This is a genomic window from Rosistilla carotiformis (assembly GCF_007753095.1).
In the GTDB taxonomy this organism is placed as follows: Bacteria; Planctomycetota; Planctomycetia; order Pirellulales; family Pirellulaceae; genus Rosistilla; species Rosistilla carotiformis.
Genome location: NZ_CP036348.1, coordinates 1,643,231 through 1,663,304, shown reverse-complemented (window position 1 = coordinate 1,663,304; position 20,074 = coordinate 1,643,231). Strand labels below are relative to the sequence as shown.

The following is a 20,074-nucleotide window of genomic DNA, read 5'->3' as shown; positions in this document are numbered from 1 at the left end:
GAAGCACTAACATGAACCAACCGCTCGAATCGACCGCCAACGACCAGATCCCGCTGTCGATCTATGATTTGACCGTTGCCTACCATCGCAAGCCCGTGATCTGGGACATCTGCGTCGACTTTCCCAAAGGGCAATTGATCGGCGTCGTTGGCCCCAATGGCGCGGGGAAGAGCACGTTGATCAAAGCGGCGATGGATCTGGTGCCGCGAGCCTCCGGGCGGGTGCTCGTTTTTGGAAAGCCTTACGACAAGAACCGCCACCGCGTCGCCTACGTTCCGCAGCGTGAGAGCGTCGATTGGGACTTCCCCGTCGACGCCTTGGACGTCGTCACGATGGGGCTGTATGGCCAGATCGGATGGTGCCTGCCGGTTCGCCGCAAGCATCGCCAAGCGGCACTCGAAGCATTGGACCGCGTCGGAATCGCCGATCTGGCTAAGCGGCAGATCAGCCAGCTGTCGGGAGGCCAACAACAGCGGACCTTCCTGGCCCGGGCGTTGGTTCAAGACGCCGATTTGTATCTGATGGACGAACCGTTCGCCGCGGTCGATGCGTCGACCGAACGAGCGATCTTGAGCATCTTGCAAGAGATGCGGGCTCGCGGCAAAACGGTCCTCGTGATCCACCACGACCTGCAAACCGTCGCCGACTATTTCGATTACGTCGTGCTGTTGAACATGCGTGTGGTCGCGCACGGGCCGACCAAAACGACCTTCACCGAACAGAATCTGACCAAGGCGTACGGCGGTCGACTGACGTTGTTGGACGAAGCTTCCGAGGCGATTCGGCGAGTGCAACAGTGATGTCCAGGCAACGGTTTCCGCAACGCGTGCTTCGCTGGTCCCGCGGCCTCGTCGGTTGCTGGATCCGATTTGCGTTGCTGCTGATCGCGGCCTGCAGCTTGATCGCCAGCAGCACCGCGGTGGGGCAAGAACCTGCGGCGATGCGATCCTTGGCCAACCGCGAACTCGGCTGGCCCTCGACCGAACAATGGCGGCGGGTCATCTTTTTGCAAGATCACAACACACGTGTCGTCGTGTTAGGGACGACGCTGTTGGGATTGGCGGCCGGCACGATCGGCAGTTTCACGCTGCTGCGGAAACGGGCTTTGATGGGAGACGCGCTCAGCCACGCGACGCTGCCCGGGATCGGGCTCGCCTTTATCGTCGCCACACAGCTTGGCTTCGATGGCAAATCGCTGCCGGTGCTGTTGTTGGGGGCCGCGGTGACGGGGCTGATCGGAGTTGCCGGGATCGTCTTTATCCGTTCGCTGACCCGATTGAGCGAAGACACCGCGTTGGGCGTTGTGCTGTCGGTCTTCTTCGGTGCGGGAGTGGCGGTGTTGGGCGTGATCCAACAGATGGAAAGCGGCCATTCGGCGGGGCTGGAATCGTTTATCTACGGCAAGACCGCGTCGATGCTCCCCAGCGACGCATGGTTGATCGGCGGCACCGGGTTTGTCTCCTGTCTCGTCTGTTTCGCTCTCTTCAAAGAGCTGAAACTGCTCTGCTTCGACGACGGATTTGCGGGCAGCGAAGGCTATTCGGTCACGCTGTTGGACGGGATCTTAATGCTGTTGGTCGTCGTGGTCACGATCGTGGGCCTGCAAGCGGTTGGATTGATTTTGGTGATCGCGTTGTTAGTCACCCCAGCGGCCGCGGCGAGGTTCTGGACGCATCAATTGACCCGCATGGTTTTGCTGGCCTCCGGCTTGGGAGCGATCAGCGGGATGCTGGGCTCGGCGACCAGTGCGCTCTTCCCGCAACTCCCCTCCGGCGCGATGATCGTGCTGGTGGCGACCGCGTTGTTTTTGTTCAGCATGATGCTGGGCCCCGCGCGTGGGCTTCTGCCACGCTGGGTGCGGCGTTGGCGGTTGAACAGCTCGATCGAACGCCAGCACCTGATGCGTGGGATCTACGAACTGCTGGAATCGAGAGGTTACCAGGGGCCCGAGAGCGGCGATCCGATCCCGTCGGTTTCGCTCGACGACCTGCTTCGGCTGCGCAGCTGGACGATGCGGCGACTAAAGCACGGGATCCGCAAAGCGGACGAAGCGGGGCTGTTGGTCCAACTGCCCAATCAACAGATCAAAGTCAACAAGTCGGGCTATCACGAAGCGGCTCGGCTGACGCATGAACATCGGTTGTGGGAGATGTACCTGATCACGCACGCCGAAAGCGCACCGAGCCAAGTGGACCGGTCGGCCGATGCGATCGAACACGTTCTCGAACCGGAAATGATCGATCGCCTGGAACGCTTGCTACAGCAGAGCCAACGGCCCACGCGGGTCGTCGACAGCCCGCATCCGCTGTCCCACGACTGACACGTAAACAATCGCGGCGGATGCCGTTGGAAAACGAAAAAACCTCGCGTTACCAAGTTGGTAACGCGAGGTCTTCTTGCAGCGGCGGCGCACTGTGGTGGAACGAGTCCCACATTAGCGCGCCGGTCATCGCCATTGGCAACGATCGAAATCGCTACCAGTTGTAATCTACACCAACGTAACCACCGTGCAGGACGAGGTTGCTGTCAGCCCAAACGTTCTGAGCTCCCAGGTTGGCTGGGTTTTCCGAGATGTTGTCGATCGCTGTGGCAACACCACCGGCAGCCAACACGCGATAGCCACCGCGAAGGGTCCAACAATCGCAGATTCGGTATCCGATGCCAAGGTCGATTTCGGCCAAGGTCGCCAGCACGGTGTCGCTGTATTCGCGAGATACCGATTGGTTTGCGAACGATGGATAGGCTCCGTTGTCGGTTACACGCGCTGGCATGCTTTCCGAATGGAAACGTTGACGAAGCGAGGCATCGTTAGCGTACCAACCGATCTTACCGCCTGCGTACAGGCTGGTTCGGCGGCCCACGCAATAAGATAGATTGCCCCCAAACTGCCAACCGAACAGTTCGTTTTCAGCGTCGACATCGTAGGCGACCGTCTCGATCATCGCAGGTGCCGCGGGGTAACGTTCGGTGCGAGCACTGAAGGACATCGCGTCTTCGAAGTGGAACCAACGCAGGCCAGTCGTCCAGCTCATTTGCAACCGAGCACCGCAAGCTGGAATCATTGGACCGCACATACCACCGCAACCGGTGGGGCAGCAGGGATCGCTGCCACAGCTGCCGCCACCGCAATCGGGACGTCCTGCTCGAGCGGCGCCACCGATGCCGAAGCCGGTCAGATTCAATTCCAAACCGTAGTACGAAGCATCGCGTCGCACGCGGTAGCTTTCCGCACGATCGAAGTGCGCGTAGACGCTTTCGTCGGTCGCGGGCATGCCCGAATCGGTGTGCATCCCGTCGTTGTTCTGATCGAAGTAGATGCGGTCCCAGTTGCGGAAGTTGGCACGATAGCCGCCAGCCGCAGGAGGCATGATCGATTGATCCGCTTCATCGTTTTCGATGTGCAACCAGGTTGCCGAAACGGCGTACTGACCACATCCCAAGTAGCGACCGACGGTGACATCGTATCCGAGGGCGAAATCGAGTTCCGCATCGCGTGCCGACAAGCGGGTTGTCGAAGGCATCGCGTCGTCGAAGACCAATGGACGATCGTAGTTGTCGTCGCGGGTCAAGAACAACATGCTCACGCCGCCGAACCAAGGGCTCAGGGCGACGGGTGCCTGATAGCAGGCTGGACCGCAGCTGCTGACCGTTTCGCAGCTACCACCACACGACGGAGCGCTGGCCGCTTGTACGTAAACGTTCGGTTGGCTGTAGCTGTAGGTCGCGCCGCTGCCTACCGATTGGTTGCAGGTCGAACACCCGGGGTCACCCGATGGGTAGTGCATCGATTGCGACATCGGTTGTCCCGTGGCGGGATAACTTTCCGGAGTCAGCACCTGCTCGGGAGCATGCCCGCCCTGCATGACCGCATTGGTCGGCTGCGGCGCGGCAATCGATTCGTAGCCGCCACCGTGCTGGGCAACGGTGCGATAGGGTTGCGGCGGTTGGTAGCTGTAATTGGCTTGCGGAGAAGCGTAGCCTGGCTGTGGAGCGGCGTAGCCCGGCCGTGGTGCAGCGTAATTCGGTTGTTGCGTCGCGTAGGTTGGCGAAGCTTGGTACGCCGGAGTCTGCTGCGCCTGCAAACTTGGGTGAACCGGGACCGCGCTTGGTTGAGCCGAATAGCTATTATAAGCCGATGCCGAATAACCGCCGTACTGCGCCTGAGCGACGCTGCCCAAGCTGAATGGAAGTATCAAGAGCATACTTCGAATAATGTTGGTTCTCACTGTTAGACTCCTTCTAACCAGTTGCCGATCGCATCGCGGCGATCGCAGTCCATTGAAATGCTTCGTGCGTTTCGCGTTTGGACGCGACGACATCACGATTAGAGGGCGATTCGTGACCCAATTGTTGTTGAGTGCCCGATGTCCTTTAAGAGCAACATGCAAGCGTTCACCAGTTGGAATTCGGCTGTGGAACAATCCTCGATTGCTTATAACCCCCCCGTTTTTGTCAAATCAGCAAATCGGGCAAGCTACAGTCGGAAGCCACAGCATCCTCGGAACAACTGGCAAACTCACAGCAGTACGAACAACTTACCACCGGCCCTCGTTGCTTCGTCGCCACCGACCACCTTCCACGTGTCCCCCGGACGTTGGGCGTGTGGCAGCAGAAAAGGCCTGCTTACTTTCCAGGCCTACAACGCCTAGATTGTAGTCAGCCGCCGTATCCCGACCTGCAATTGCTAACGCAATTGGGAATGGCATGTGATTTGCTACGCTTTCGGAATCTCTTTTTAAATCGACATGTGAGGCGACGTGATTAACGAATTAGAAACCTATCCATCCGACGGTGCGTACGACGAAATGTTCACCACCAACGGAGAGGCCCGTGGGTGTTGTGCCAGTTACGCCAAGAAGCTTGGGAACCTGCAGACGGGCGAACTGGGCCGACGGCAAACGTCTGCCGAACACGCGCTCCGCAACATGGGCATCACATTTAACGTCTACGGTCACGCCGATGGCCGCGAGAAGGTCTGGCCCTTTGACGTGCTGCCGCGAATCATCGATGGCAATGAATGGACCCAGGTCGAAGCGGGACTGAAACAACGCATCCGCGCTTTGAACTTGTTCCTGGACGACATCTATAACGAACAGGACATCCTGCACGACAAAGTGATACCAGAGGATCTGCTCGCTTCGGCGGGAACGCTACGACCTCAGATGCGTGGCTTCAGCCCAGCCAAAAAGGTCTGGTGTCACATCTCGGGCGTCGACCTGGTCCGCGATGCCGATGGCACGATCTATGTCTTGGAAGACAATCTCCGCTGCCCGTCGGGTGTCTCCTACGTGCTGGAAAATCGCGAGGTGATGAAGCGGACGTTTCCGCAAGTCTTCGAAGGGATCGCGGTGCGACCTGTCGAAGAGTATTCCGAACAATTGCTCAAGACGCTGCTGCAATGCGCCCCTCCGGGAACGATCGCCCCAACAGCCGTCGTGCTGACTCCGGGGTCGTACAACTCCGCCTATTACGAGCACACGTTCCTTGCTCAACAGATGGGAATCCAGCTGGTGCAAGGCTCCGACCTTGTCGTCGAAAACGGCTATGTCCACATGCGAACCACTCAAGGTCTGCAACGTGTCGACGTGATCTATCGGCGTATCGACGACGATTTCTTGGATCCTAAATGTTTCCGTAAAGATTCGTGCCTAGGCGTGCCGGGGCTGATCGACGTCTACCGCGCCGGCCGCGTGACACTTGCCAACGCACCGGGCACTGGCGTCGCAGACGATAAAGCGATCTACGCCTACGTCCCGGAAATCATTAAGTATTACCTGGACGAAGACGCCATCCTGCAGAACGTTCCCACCTATGTCTGCTCCGACCCCAAACACCGCCAGCACGTGCTCGCCAACCTCGACAAACTGGTGGTCAAACCGACCAATGAATCGGGTGGGTACGGAATTTTGATGGGCCCGCAATCGACGTCGGAAGAACAGGCAAAGTACGTCGAATTGATCAATGCCAACCCACGAAACTACATCGCCCAGCCGATGTTAAACCTGTCGACCGTGCCAACGCTGGTGGGCGACCGCCTGCAACCACGGCATGTCGACCTGCGTCCCTTCGTTTTGTGTGGCGAAGACATCTACGTGATGCCGGGGGGGTTAACCCGGGTCGCATTGACCGAAGGTTCCATGATCGTCAACTCATCGCAAGGCGGCGGAAGCAAAGATACCTGGGTAATCGACGAGAATTCATCCCAGGCCCCCCAGGAACCGCCGCAGTCGACCGCGACGGACTCCGAAGGCGAACAATCCCAATCGCAAAGTCAATCCTAGAAGCCTTGGATTCGCCCATCACGCTTCCACCGCGTGATGGGGCGAAACGACGCTGTCCTCTTCAATCGTGCAATAAGATCCAAAATTCGAAAGTGGCGGAAAAGTGAGTTTTTATATCGTTCGATCGGCGTTCCCCGGCGCATCGGGGACGTCTCCCTGTGTACCAACGTTCCCGCTTAATCATGAGGCACTGCAATCATGTTAAGTCGCGTTGCAAACTCCGTTTATTGGTTGAGCCGAATGGTCGAACGCGCTGAAAACGTGGCGCGTTTTATCGATGTCAACTACAACCTAACCCTGGGCGATGGCAGCCCCTTTGTGAATCAATGGGAACCGTTGGTCTACACCACCGGCGACTACGATCTGTTCAAAAAGAGCTACGACACCGCCTCTCGCGAGAACGTGCTGAAGTTCTTGGCCTTCGATCGTGACAACCCCAATTCGATCATGTCGTGCGTGATGTCGGCGAGAGAAAACGCCCGAACGATCCGCGAAACGATCACCAGCCCGATGTGGGAACACGTCAATCGTTTCTATTTGATGCTAAGAAACGCCGTCAATGACAGCAGCATCTTGTACGATCCGGTCAGCTTTTGCACCGAAGTCCGCAACGCGAGCCACACCCTTGTAGGCACCACCTACACGACGATGTCGCACGGCGAGGCATGGCATTTCCTGCGTCTGGGACGCCTGTTGGAACGCGCCGACAAGATCTCGCGAATCGCCGACGTGCAGTACTATTTGCTGCTGCCCAAAGCCGAAGACATCGGCACCTCGTTGGATGTTGTCCGATGGTCGGCACTGCTGCGTTCCAATAGCGCGTTGGAGATGTACCGCCGCGTCTATGGCGCGATCGAACCGAACAACGTGGCGAAGTTCTTGATCCTCGATCGCCATTTTCCCCGTTCGATCCGGTTTTGCTTGATCGGTGCCCAACATTCGCTGATGGAAATCACCGGCAGCCGCCCCGGAACCTTCCGCTTGAGGTCGGAACAGCTGATCGGTCGATTAAGTTCGGAATTCGATTACATGAGTATCGAAGAAATCATTGATCAGGGAATGCACGAATTTATCGACGACTTCCAGACGCGCGTTAATAATGTCGGAAATGCGATTCACGAAGACTTTTTCACGGTGCCGATGCGTGTAGAGTAATGTCGTTGCGTTGTTTGGCGGAACTCGTAAGCGACGTTGCGTCGCCGGTAATCGCATCTGTTTCGGTTCTTGGATGAATCGACGCTTGATCTATTTATATCAACCGTTTTTCGGAATTCGAGAGACACGGATGCGCGAGTTTCCATGACTGCATGTCAACACCTAGGCTAGGCCGCTCATGACCATCCGTGTTTCTCTTAACCACCAAACCATCTATCGATACGACCGCACGATCAATCTGGGGCCGCAAGTAATTCGTTTGCGGCCGGCCGCCCACAGCCGGACTCCGATCAACAGTTATTCGTTGAAGGTCACTCCAGCAGACCACTATCTGAACTGGCAACAGGATCCCTTCGGCAACTACCTGGCTCGATGCGTCTTCAACGAACAGGTCAAAGAATTTAAAGTCGAAGTCGACGTCGTCGCCACGATGACGGTCGTCAATCCGTTCGACTTCTTTCTGGAACCCGAAGCGACCGAATATCCGTTCAGCTACGACGCCGAATCGCTCGAAGAGCTGCGGCCCTACCTGCAACGTGGTGCCACAGGCCCCAAGATGCATGCGTTTCTGGGCTCGTTGGATTATACGCCGCGCCGCACGATCGACTTCCTTGTCGATCTGAACAGCAAACTGCAGAGCCACATCGCCTACACGCTCCGCATGGAACCGGGCGTCCAATCGCCCGAACAGACCCTTACACTTTGCAGCGGTTCGTGTCGCGATAGCGGTTGGTTGATGGTCCAATTGCTGCGTCAGCTCGGCTTCGCGGCGCGGTTCGTTTCGGGTTATCTGATCCAATTAAAAGCCGACGAGAAGTCGCTGGATGGTCCCTCGGGAACCGAAGTCGACTTTACCGACCTGCATGCTTGGGCAGAGGTCTTCCTGCCGGGCGCTGGTTGGATCGGGCTGGACCCAACCAGCGGTCTGTTCGCTGGCGAGGGACACATCCCGTTGGCCTGCACACCTCAACCAACCTCGGCCGCTCCGATCACCGGAACGCTGGACGAATGCGAGGTCGAGTTCGAGCACAAGATGTCGGTCACGCGCATCCACGAGGATCCGCGCGTCACGCTCCCCTACAGCGATTCGCAATGGAACCGGATCGAAGCCCTGGGGCATGAGATCGACGAACATCTGCAGCGCGGCGACGTCCGCCTGACGATGGGTGGCGAACCAACCTTCGTCTCGATCGACGATATGGATGGCGAGGAATGGCAGACCGCCGCGGTTGGGCCAACCAAACGTGGACTCTCTTACGATCTGTTGCTGCGGCTGAAGTCGCGGTTCAGCAGCGGCGGCGTGTTGCACTTTGGCCAAGGCAAATGGTACCCCGGCGAACCGCTGCCGCGATGGGCGATGGCGATCTTCTGGCGTAAAGATGGCCAACCGATCTGGCGCGATGACCGGTGGTTGGCAAACGTTGAAACCGATTACGGCCACACCGCCGAAGATGCGGAGCGTTTTGCGAAGCGATTGGCGACCCGATTGGGAGCGAATCCGCAACACGTTGCCTGCGGCTACGAAGACGCGATGTACTACATGTGGCGCGAACGTCGTCTGCCTTCGAACGTCGACGTCCGCGATTCGAAACTGGAGTCGCAAGAAGAGCGTGAGCGGATCGCGAGGATCTTCGAACAAGGGCTCACGCAAGCCGTCGGCGTTGTCCTGCCGCTGCGGCATGTCTGGTGGACCGATTCGCCACACTGGACCAGCGGACCGTGGAAGGTTCGATCCGAAGAGATGTTCCTGCTGCCCGGCGATTCGCCGATGGGCTACCGGTTGCCGTTGCAATCGTTGACCTATGTCGACAAGCCCGAACACGCGTTGGACTTCTTCGATCGCGACCCGATGGAACCTGTCGGCCATCTGCAAACCAGCGACCAGATTCGGCAAAGCCATCTGCGACATGTCGTTTCCGAAGCGATCAGCCATGGGAACATGCGGGTCGACGTGACCGAAGCCCTCACACCAGTACAGCAGTTTGCGACCGTCGGCGGTTCGCCCACTTCGCAAGCTCACGGCACCAGCGGCTGGAACGGTGGGGACGGTTCGCCGAGCAACGGAGCGATTCCGCCGGGTGGAAACGAACAGGGTGGCCCCGACCACATGTCGGTCGACACGCAAGTGGCTGATGAATCGCAAATCGTGCCGACGGCCCTGTGCGTCGAAGCACGCGAAGGCCGGCTGCACGTCTTCCTGCCGCCGACCGACCGCTTGGAATCGTTCTTGGAACTGATCTCGGCGATCGAAGCGACCGCCGAAGAACTGGAAACGCCGGTCACGATCGAAGGCTACCAACCGCCGCACGATTCGCGATTGCAAGTCATGCGAGTGACTCCCGATCCGGGCGTGATCGAAGTCAATGTCCATCCGGCTCAAGACTGGACCGAATTGGTCGACATCACCAACGGCGTCTACGAAGACGCGCGCCACACGCGATTGGGAACCGAGAAGTTCGATCTCGACGGGCAGCACACCGGAACCGGCGGCGGCAACCACGTCGTGCTGGGCGGACAGACACCGGCCGACAGCCCGTTCCTGCGTCGCCCCGATCTGCTGAAAAGTTTCGTCAGCTACTGGCACAACCATCCGTCGCTGTCGTATCTGTTCAGCGGCAAGTTCATCGGCCCGACCAGCCAAGCGCCACGCTGCGACGAATCGCGGACCGACGCGATCTACGAATTGAAGATCGCCTGCGACCAGATTCGCCGTGGCGAAACGACTCCGCCATGGCTGGTCGATCGCATCTTCCGACACCTGTTGGTCGATGTGACCGGCAACACGCATCGGGCCGAGTTCTGCATCGATAAGCTTTATTCGCCCGATTCGGCGACGGGGCGGTTGGGACTCGTGGAGTTCCGCGGTTTCGAGATGCCACCGCACGCACGCATGAGCCTGACGCAACAATTGCTGATCCGCGGTCTGGTCGCTCGATTCTGGGAACAACCGTACGAAACCGAGATGGTCGACTGGAGCACCACACTGCACGATCGCTTCATGCTGCCTCATTTTGTTTGGCAGGATTTCAGCGATGTCGTCGACGATCTTCGCGAGTGCGGCTTCGATTTCGAACACCAATGGTTCGGGGCGCATCAAGAATTCCGCTTCCCCGTGATGGGCGAATTCACCCAACAATCGATTCACGTCGAATTGCGGAAAGCGATCGAACCGTGGTACGTGTTGGGCGAAGAAGCCGCCGGCGGCGGGACCGCTCGTTTTGTCGATTCCTCGGTCGAACGACTGCAGGTCAAGGTCTCGGGGATGACCGATACGCGGCACGTGCTGACATGCAACGGCCGTCGCGTGCCGTTGCATCCGACGGGCGTCGAAGGGCAATTTGTCGCCGGCATCCGCTACCGCGCTTGGCAACCACCAAGCTGCCTGCACCCGACGATCCCTGTCGATTCTCCGCTGATCTTCGACTTCGTCGATTCGTGGAACAAGCGTTCGATCGGCGGATGCCAGTACCACGTCAGCAATCCGACCGGCCTGAACTCGCCGAGTTTCCCGGTCAACGCATTCGAAGCCGAGAGTCGCCGCGCGGCCCGATTCTTCAAGATCGGTCACACCGGCGGCAAGGTTTCGCTGCCGAAAGAGGAGTGCAATCCAGAGTTCCCGATGACGCTGGACCTCCGCCGCAATCGCAACTGATCCGCCCCGCACCGTACGCCCGTACGGACGCGGTTGCTTAACCGCGTCCCCATCGGGCGCCGTCGTTTAACGAAGCGTAGCGGACGAGGTTACGAGTCCTTTTGCATCAGACCAAATCGCTGGGACTCGTAACCTCGTCCACTACATCCCGCCGCTAATTCTTTCGACGGTCCGAAACGCCGTCGTTGAACGGTATAGCGGTTAAACGCGTGGCGGCTCCGAACCTGCGTCGCCGATCAGATCGGTTGGCGATTCGACGCTTGGCAGCGGCAACTGCTTTTTTCGTCGCCGTCGTCCCCGACAACCCGAGATCGCCAGCGAGATACACAACAGCGTGGCGAAGCGAGCTGGCCAGTCGCCGACGCGTTGATAGAACGAAACGCGTGGATCCTGCCGCGGATCGGCGATCAAAAACGATTCGTCCTGGTGCGGCAGACGCCCAACGACTCGGCCGCTGCTGTCGATCGAGACCGTTGGACCACCGTTGGCCGCCATTAAGACAGGCGTATGATGCGCCGCGGCGACTAATTGGCTGCAACGTCGATGGTGCTCGAGGATCGCCGAATCGTCGAACCAGCCGTCGTTGGTCACGTTGACGACAAGATCGGCCGGCTTCCCTTCGGCTGCCAGTTGACGCAAGTGCTTGTTCGTCACCCGTTCCACCATCGTTTCGAAACAGACGCTCGGCAGCACCTTCACCCCTTTGACGTCCGCGACGATCGGAGCGTCTCCCGGCGTGACCCCCATCTGCAACGGTGTGACCGTGTACAGCCAAGGGAACCGATTGGCAAACGGGATGTATTCGCCAAACATCACCAAGTGACGTTTGCCGTACCAGGCGGGGACTTTGCCCGTCGGATCGATCGTGACCACGCCGCTGAAGACTTGGACCGGCCCATCGACATACCGCAGCACGCTGCAGCCGACCATCAGACTAGGCGGCAGCGATCGCCCGCTGGCGGCCGTCAGCCCCAGCTGGATATCGGCGGCTCGACGCTGGAACATGTTTTGGCTGTCGCGAACCCCCGCGACGATTTCAGCCCGCGTCATGCCGGCGTCGGCGGGGACCGTAAAGTCATCTTCCAACACCCGCCACGGCATCGCAGCGGTATAGCTCGACTCGGGCCAGACGACCAATTGGACTCCCGGATCGGCCGACACCGCATCGCGGGAACCACTGAAATACTTCCGTGCCGTCTCCAGTTCGCGCTGCTCGCTGTACTCGTAGACCGCTTCGACGTCGCGCTGCACCAGCGCGACCTTCAACATCGGTTCGGGCGAGACGACCGTCTCCGCCTCTCTCAGCCGAAACAGCCCGTAACCGAGCGTCGCTGCCAGCACCGCGGTGCCGTTGAGGATCGCGTGCAGTTGCCGTCGGCGCGACGTGGCGACCGACAGCTCCGTCCCCGCCAACCGTCGGCAATGCAGACAAACCGCCAGGGCAGCGGAGACAAACATAACCACCGCGCTGACCGCGTAGGTTCCACCGAGATCGGCGATCTGCAGCATCCAGGGAAGGTTGGCTTGCGTGTGCCCAAGCATCACGCCGTTGAAACCGGACAAGGCGTAACCGCGAGCCAATTCCAAACCGATCCAGACCGCCGGGGCGGCGACGACCAATGGCATCCGCCAGCCGTGCCAAGCGACGCGGGTGAGTCCAACAAACAGCGGCGTGTAGATGCCCAGATACGCCGCCAACACGATCCAGGCGGGGATCAGCATCGGATGGGCGTGCCGAATGCCCGACAACGCGATAAACCAAAAAAGTGCACCGATCAGCCACAGACAAACGTAATCGCGGCGGAACAGCGGTTGATTGCGATGGACCAGCGACAGCAGAGGCAGCGGTGCGATCCAGGCCAAAAAGCTGAAACCGACCGGCGGGTGAGCGAGCCACATCAGCCCCATTCCTAACAGTCCGGCGATGCAGGTCTGCAACTGGGATTGCCGGTGAGTTAACGGTTCATCCATGAGATTCCTGGCATCGTTACGCTTGTTCGCGTGCGGCCACTGGAAGTCGATGGATGCCGCTGGGGACTGGTTTTTCCGGTTCAGAGCCTCTACCCTACTCGGCGAGTTTGTTAGGCGTCAAGTTGTTGAACACAATTCCGCGAGCGAGATATCGATGGGTGCAATCACCGAACTATTTACTCTGGCCAACCTGCTGACATTGCTGATGCTGATTGCCCTGCAAGCGGTGTTGGGCTTCGACAATTTGCTGTACATCTCGCTCGAATCCAAGCGGGTTGCCGAAGAGAGCCAACAGAAGGTGCGGCGGATGGGAATCGGGCTAGCGATCGTGTTGCGGATTGTGCTGCTGTACATCGTCGTCAAAGCGATCAAGTCGTTCGAAGATCCCTTCCTGACGATCGGCAGCGATACCGAAGGGGCTTGGATGTTTGGCGCGTTCAACCTGGCTAGCGTCGTCGAGATCGCCGGCGGTGGTTTCATTCTCTACACCGCGATGAAAGAGATCTATCACATGTTGTCGATCCATGAGGTCGGGCATGGGGAAGAGTCGGCGCAGCGGTCGGTCGGATCGGCCATTTTTTGGATCGTTCTGATGAACCTCGTCTTCTCCTTCGATTCGATCTTAAGCGCGATGGCACTGACCGACAGCATCGCCGTGATGGCCGTTGCGATCGTGATCAGCGGTGTGTTGATGATGGTGATGGCCGACCACGTTTCGGAGTTCTTGAAAAAGAATCGAATGTACGAGGTGTTGGGCCTGTTCATCCTATTCATCGTCGGCATCATGCTGGTCAGCGAAGGAGGGCACAACGCCCATCTCGCCTTCTTCGGCTATCACGTCGAAGCGATGCAGAAGACCACCTTCTACTTCGTCCTTGTCGTTTTGGTTGTCGTCGACATCATTCAAGGCCGCTACCAAAAGAAGCTGATGGCGCAGAAAGCGGCCGAAGTGGGCAAGCACGCCTGATCGCGCGGGGCCTGCGGTCCCGAGACAAAGTAATCCCGCTGCTCTCCGCAACGGGACGCTTCACATTAAGAAGACATCCCATGGGGCGCAGGCTCGCCCCCCTATGGGTCTTGCTGCCATACGCCTTCAGCCTTTTCCTGAATGGCCGCCCGCGGCGGCTATCTGCGCGATCGACGCCTCTCGCGACACGCTGCCCAACCGTCATTGGTTACGATTCTCCCAGGCCTGCTGCGGGCTCAGATTCCGCACAAAACGGCAAGCTGAGCGACGGCACGCCCCCTTGGCGGCATTTTTTCTGCAAAATGTTGGCTAAGTCTTTGGCGCGTCGCGTCATAGTTATAGAAAGCGACCATGAAACATCCCCCCGACCATACCCTCCAAGTGCAACAGTTGTTCGTTCAGCATCAATCCCAGCTGAAAGCGATGGCGATCGCGCTGAGCCCCAACTTCATCCAGGCCGACGATTTGATCCAAGAGACCTTCCTGACGATCACCGCCAAAGCGGAGGAATTCGACCTGGAGACCAGTTTTCTCGCCTGGAGTCGTTCGATCCTGCGTTTCAAACTCATGGAAGCCCGGCGGGCGGCAAACGTCCGCAGCGTCGATGTCATCGATTCCTTGATCGCTTCGTGCCCGGACGACTGGGCTAGCGAAGAGCGCCTGCAAGCGCTGACCAAATGCCTCGGCGACCTGGCCCCCAAATCGCGCGAGATCATTTCCTTGCGTTACCAACGCGAGCACTCTCCCACACAGATCGCAGAGATCCTGTCGCGAACCGTAAATTCGATCAACGTCGCGCTCTCCAAAACGCGAATGGCACTGCGCGAATGCATGGACCGGCAACTTGCCAGTGGAGGCTCGCAATGAAAGATGACTACATCGATCGTTTGATCGGGTCGTTCCTGGACGATGCTCTTTCGGAAGCGGAGCAAGCCGAGTTCGAAACGCTGATGCTGCACTCCGAACCGGCCAGGCAACGATTCTGGGAACTGGCCGAAGTCAGCGGCTTGGCGTCTCAAGCCGCCCTGGCAGCTTGGCCTGTCGACGATCCATCCCCCACCGCGGCGGCAGCTTCCCATCCGGTCCATCGTCGCTCCGAATCATGGAGCATCGCGTCGGCGATAACTCCGCCCGGCAAATCGACCTACGTCTTGGTGACCGGAATGCTGCTGGGAGTTCTGATCACGGGAGTCGCTTGGCCGGTAACGCGACTTTTGCAAATGCCAGCAGAAACACAGCTCTTCAGCGAAGACTTCGAATCGGGAACCACTCCCGGCGTGAACGGTCCGCCGACGATGCCGGGGCGATTCAGTGGCGACTTCAGCCAAGTCGTCGCCGACCAATCCAACGTGCAAGCCGCCAGCGGCGATCGGATGCTGCAAATGTTGCGAGCGGATTACGAAGCGAAGTCCGATCCGGCGGGCAGCCACTGGGGAGACCTCTATCGTTTGATCGACCTCCGATCGTTCCAGTCCCAGTTGGCCAGTGGAGTGACGATCGCCACGGCGACGGCACAATTTAACTCCACGCCTCAACCGCGGGACGAAGGGATCCGATACGTGATCTCGATGACCGCGATCGACGCGCAAACCGCTGCGAATCCGAAACTGCTAGCCGGGGATCTGAAGAACCGAAACGCCTTGGCGATTGCCTACCGGAGTTGGCGGCTGGACGTCGATCCGGCAACGTGGCAGCAGGGAAACTGTGAAATCAAGCTTCCCGCCGATGCCGATTTTTTGTTGCTGCACATCGCGATCTGCCACGCCGGTCCAGACGACCTCGACTCGGGGCAGCGGCTCACGTTTGCCGGGCACTTCATCGACGACATCCAGCTTTCGCTGACGCATTACCCGCGCTAGCCGCTTAACCAACCATCAATCTATCCTGCCAAACGATATGCCAAAGTTCGCCCTTTCATTTCTGTTTTCGATCGCAATCAGCTTGCCCGGGGCGTGGGTCGCCGCCGCTGAGGTCCCGGTTGCCGCCATTGCGAAGGACCACTTCGCGCTCCTGCAAAAACATTGCGTGGCATGTCACGGAGCCGAGAACGCGGAAGCTGCCTTCCGCGTCGACGACCTGCCGCTGTCGATCGAAGACAACCCGACGGCGGCGCGTTGGCAGAAGGTTCTCGGCGCGTTAAACGCCGGCGAGATGCCGCCGCCGAGCGAACCGGCGATCGACAAAGGAGCGAAAGCCGACTTCCTGGCCCACTTGGCCGACGTGATGGTCACCGCGCGTCGCGTCCTCGCCGACCAAAAGGGACGGATCACGATGCGGCGTCTGAATCGACGCGAGTACCGCAATACGCTGCGGGAGCTGTTGGGCGTCGAGATCACGGTCAACGATCTCCCCGCCGACACGGCCAGCGGACGCTTCGACACCTTTGGTTCAGATCTCTACCTGTCGAGCACTCAGTTTGAACAGTACCTGGCTCTGGGACGCGAAGCGCTCGAAGAGGCGTTTGAATGGGACGCCGCGGCCGATGTGGAAAAGAAGCTGCGTTTTGAGACCGAAGAGATCACCGAAAAGGTTCGCCAGCGGATCGAAGATCAAAGAGACGCGTTGGAGCGGGCGACGCGTTGGGCAAAGCAAGTCGATGCCGCGGTGGAGCTGCCCGAGAATGCAGAGATCATCGCCGAGATTCGAGCGGGACCACTGGGTAACCATCGACACATCTTCTATCGCAGTTGGAAGAAGTTGCCCGGCGTGCTCGCGCCGGAGACCTTTGGCTTCCAAACCGAAGAGAACAATGCCGACAAAGCGATCTCCGCTCTCAACCCATTTCATCTCCCCTATCACCAGTACTATTTAGAACAGCCAGCGGTTGAATCCGGTGCCTATCTGGCGGCTTCCAACGAACATCCGTCGGTGCTGGATAATGCGACGATCAACCTGCTGGTTCCGTTCAGCTGGCCCGTCGGCAACTACATCGTCCGCTTTGCCGCCGCAGTAACTCCCGACGCCACGCCCGAGCGGCGGTTCATCGAATTTGGAATCAATCCACGGTCCCAACAAGCGTTCAGCGCCCATGAGATCACGGGGACGATCGAATCGCCCCAAGTCGTGGAATTCCCGCTGACGATGACCCGCGCCAACAAAGACCGCTTCAATCGTTGGTTGTTCCTCCGCGAAAAGGGTACCCGCGACGACTGGGTCCAAGCGACGCGAGTTGCCCGGGAAGGACGGGACGAAAACGATGGGATCGGCCGCAAGTTCTCGCTGTGGGTCGATTGGATGGAGATTGAGCGCGTCCCAACGGCAGGCCAGCCGAAGCCGCCGGGGATCGCTGCGATCGACAAACTGCAATTCCACGACAAATCAGCCAGCCCCACAAGCGATGAACTGCACGTCGCCTTCAAGCAGTTTGCCGCCGAAGCGTTTCGTGGCGTAGCGCCATCGGAGTCCTATATCGATCGATTGGTCGCAATCTACGAAGGGCACCGTGGCCAGGGAGAAAAGCATCCCGATGCACTCAAACAGACGCTGTCGATCGTGCTCGCGTCGCCGATGTTTTTGTACCATTCGGAGCCGCGGACGACCGATCAGCCACGGCGTCTGAACGACCGCGAACTGGCCAATCGACTCGCCTATTTCTTGTGGGGTTCGCCGCCAGACGACGTGTTGGTCGGCCTCGCCGAAAAGAACGAATTGCATCGCCCCGAGGTCCTCGCCGCACAAGTCACGCGTCTTTTGGACGACCCGCGTTCGGAAGACCTCGTCAACGCATTGACCTATCAATGGCTGGGACTCGAACGACTCGACTTCTTTGAGGTCAATCAACAAAACCACCCACGATTCGACAACAGCACACGGAAAGCCGCTCGATTGGAGATCTATCAAACCGTGAGCCTGCTGTTGAAAAACAACAGCAAACTGACCGATCTGCTGAAGAGCGATTATGCAGTCATCAACGCCGTGCTCGCCAATTATTATGGCATCGATGGGGTTCACGGTGACGAATACCGCAAGGTCGCACTCCCCGCCGATTCGCCACGCGGTGGATTGCTGGGGATGGCAGCGATTCATTTGATGGGCAGCAACGGCGACGCCACTAGCCCGGTGGAACGAGGCGTCTGGGTGTTGCGAAAACTGCTAAACGATCCACCGCCACCGGCACCGGCCAACATTCCTCAACTGGCTCGTCTGGCCGGACAAGCGCTGACAACTCGCCAACGAGTGCTCGCCCACCAGGAGGAGCCACAATGCGCAAGCTGCCATCGCAAGATCGATCCGATCGGTTTCGGACTCGAAAATTTCGACGCCGTCGGCGCCTGGAGAACCGAGGACAGTTACCACGCCGCCGATGACAACGGCAAACCGAAACCGGACGGCAAAATCAGCTGGACGATCGATCCGTCGAGCGCATTGCACAACGGGCCAGCGTTTCAGAACTACTTTGAACTCCGCGACCTGATCGCCCAGCGTCACGATGCGTTTGCCCGCGGCTTCACCGAGGCCTTGATCCAATACGCGCTGGGGCGCCCGGTGGCGTTCAGCGACGAAGGCTTGATCGAAGAGACGCTGCGACAAGCTGGCGACCACGACTTTGCCATCCGATCGTTTGTTCAATCGTTGGTTCAAAGCACCGAATTTCAATCGAAGTAACCTAAGGATAACCCGCACCATGTTCCCTACAAATCGAAAACCCTCGCGGCGACAAGTCCTTCGATCCGCATCGGCTGCCGTCACGTTGCCCTTCCTGGAATCGTTTGGCTTCCGGCGCTTCGCCCGAGCTGCGGCGCCCGCAGCGCCGCCCAAACGGATGCTCTTCTTGGGTTTCGGCTGGGGCGTGACGGAGGAATCGTGGTTTCCCGACATGAATACGCCGGGGGCCGATTACCAGATTCCGCTAGGGCTGAAGCCGTTGGAACGCCATCGATCCGATTTCTCGGTCGTGCAGGGACTGCGGAACAAGTTTTCAGTCGAAGGGCATGCGGGGAGCACGTGGTGGCTGACCGGTGCCAACCCATACGGCCAACCGGGGCAGAGTTTCTGCAACACGATCTCCGCCGACCAGGTCGCTGCCAAAGAGTTTGGCATGCACACGCGCTTCGCTTCGCTGCAGTTCGATCACGCGGAATCGGCAGGACGGTCGGGGCACGGTCCTGGGCTGTCGCTAGCCTGGGACGCCAGTGGAAAACCGATCGGCGGCGACAAGGAACCGATCCAAGTTTTCCACCGCCTGTTCTCCAAAGACTCGCTGCCACTGGAACAACGACGCGCGATGATCGCTCAACGCAAGAGTGTGCTCGACACGGTTCTGGAGAATGCCCACAGCCTGCAACGCGGCCTGGGGAACCACGACAACAAAAAGCTGGATGAATATTTTGAAAGCATCCGCGATATCGAGACACGATTGAGCAAAGACGAACAGTGGCTGGAACGGCCGCGTCCGGCGGCTCCGTTGGCCCAACCTCCTTCGGAAATGATGGGCCGCGAGGAGATCCGATTGATGTACGATCTGATGGTTGCCGCGCTGCAGACCGACAGCACGCGAGTGATCACCTATCGCCAACCCGTCTCGGCGCTTTTGACCAGCATCGGCCAAAACGTCGCCCCGCACGACATGAGTCACTATCACGGGACGCGAGGCGAGAAACTGGTCTGCTCGCAGAAACGGGACTCGACGCAGAGCATGCTGCTGGCCGGCTTGCTCGATAAACTTAAAGAGACTCGCGAAGCCGATGGCAGCCGATTGTTCGACAACCTCGTGCTGGCTTACGGAAGCAACCTTCGCACCGGCCACGACCTGACGAACTGCCCGACCCTGATCGCTGGCGGCGGCGCGGGAATCAAGCTGGGCGAAAACATCGTCGTCCCTCAGGACACGCCACTCTGCAACGCTTGGCTAACGCTCTTGCGCGGCGTCGGCGTCAACGCCCAACAACACGGCGACAGCACCGGTGTGATCGATCAAATGATCGCCTAACCGTAGAAAGGGAATGCTACCCACGCCCCAACGCTCCGCGGCGGGACACTCTCTGACTTAGAGAACTGCAGTCCTCTGGACCTTTGACATTTGAACAGCAAGGCAAACCGCTCCTTCGA

General features: G+C 59.0%; 12 protein-coding genes. 10 read left to right on the top strand and 2 right to left on the bottom strand.

Annotated features, from left to right (window positions below; translation table 11 throughout):
- Positions 1–11 precede the first annotated feature (11 nt).
- Entirely contained in the window at positions 12–800 is a 789-nt protein-coding gene (locus Poly24_RS06165; protein WP_145091989.1) for a metal ABC transporter ATP-binding protein, read from the top strand.
- Positions 800–2,320: a metal ABC transporter permease gene (locus Poly24_RS06160; protein WP_145091986.1), complete on the top strand. Its 1,521-nt coding sequence runs from the start codon at positions 800–802 to the stop codon at positions 2,318–2,320. Before Poly24_RS06165 ends, Poly24_RS06160 begins: the two co-directional genes overlap by 1 nt.
- Before the next feature lie 154 nt (positions 2,321–2,474).
- Here Poly24_RS06160 and Poly24_RS06155 read toward each other — a convergent pair whose 3' ends face one another.
- Positions 2,475–4,226 carry a BBP7 family outer membrane beta-barrel protein gene (locus tag Poly24_RS06155; protein WP_231753490.1) on the bottom strand — a complete coding sequence of 584 codons (1,752 nt, stop codon included), beginning with the start codon at positions 4,224–4,226 and terminating at the stop codon, positions 2,475–2,477.
- Between the two features lie 531 nt (positions 4,227–4,757).
- Here Poly24_RS06155 and Poly24_RS06150 point away from each other — a divergent pair.
- From Poly24_RS06150 to Poly24_RS06140, 3 genes are all read left to right on the top strand, one after another.
- The gene (locus tag Poly24_RS06150) at positions 4,758–6,281 is read left to right on the top strand and encodes a circularly permuted type 2 ATP-grasp protein (RefSeq protein ID WP_449314248.1); all 1,524 of its coding nucleotides are present in this window, start codon (positions 4,758–4,760) and stop codon (positions 6,279–6,281) included.
- Between the two features lie 198 nt (positions 6,282–6,479).
- Positions 6,480–7,436, top strand: a complete 957-nt coding sequence (locus Poly24_RS06145; protein WP_145091980.1) for an alpha-E domain-containing protein — start codon at positions 6,480–6,482, stop codon at positions 7,434–7,436.
- A 178-nt stretch (positions 7,437–7,614) separates the two neighbouring features.
- On the top strand, positions 7,615–11,088 hold the full coding sequence (locus Poly24_RS06140; RefSeq protein ID WP_145091977.1) for a transglutaminase family protein: 3,474 nt from the start codon (positions 7,615–7,617) through the stop codon (positions 11,086–11,088).
- Positions 11,089–11,289: 201 nt separating this feature from the next.
- Here the strand turns inward: Poly24_RS06140 and lnt are convergent, their stop codons facing one another.
- Positions 11,290–13,059, bottom strand: coding sequence for an apolipoprotein N-acyltransferase (gene lnt, locus Poly24_RS06135; RefSeq protein WP_145091974.1), 1,770 nt, complete (start codon positions 13,057–13,059; stop codon positions 11,290–11,292).
- Positions 13,060–13,213: 154 nt separating this feature from the next.
- Here lnt and Poly24_RS06130 point away from each other — a divergent pair, with 154 nt between their 5' ends.
- The 5 genes from Poly24_RS06130 (at position 13,214) to Poly24_RS06110 (ending at position 19,955) form a co-directional block, all read left to right on the top strand.
- Positions 13,214–14,026: a TerC family protein gene (locus tag Poly24_RS06130; RefSeq protein WP_231753489.1), complete on the top strand. Its 813-nt coding sequence runs from the start codon at positions 13,214–13,216 to the stop codon at positions 14,024–14,026.
- A 351-nt stretch (positions 14,027–14,377) separates the two neighbouring features.
- The gene (locus Poly24_RS06125) at positions 14,378–14,893 is read left to right on the top strand and encodes a sigma-70 family RNA polymerase sigma factor (RefSeq protein WP_145091971.1); all 516 of its coding nucleotides are present in this window, start codon (positions 14,378–14,380) and stop codon (positions 14,891–14,893) included.
- On the top strand, positions 14,890–15,885 hold the full coding sequence (locus Poly24_RS06120; RefSeq protein WP_145091968.1) for an anti-sigma factor: 996 nt from the start codon (positions 14,890–14,892) through the stop codon (positions 15,883–15,885). Before Poly24_RS06125 ends, Poly24_RS06120 begins: the two co-directional genes overlap by 4 nt.
- A 37-nt stretch (positions 15,886–15,922) precedes the next feature.
- Positions 15,923–18,631, top strand: a complete 2,709-nt coding sequence (locus tag Poly24_RS06115; protein ID WP_145091965.1) for a DUF1592 domain-containing protein — start codon at positions 15,923–15,925, stop codon at positions 18,629–18,631.
- A gap of 19 nt (positions 18,632–18,650) precedes the next feature.
- Positions 18,651–19,955 (top strand): DUF1552 domain-containing protein, encoded by a 1,305-nt coding sequence (locus tag Poly24_RS06110; protein WP_145091962.1) that lies wholly within the window; start codon positions 18,651–18,653, stop codon positions 19,953–19,955.
- The last annotated feature ends 119 nt before the right edge of the window (positions 19,956–20,074 follow it).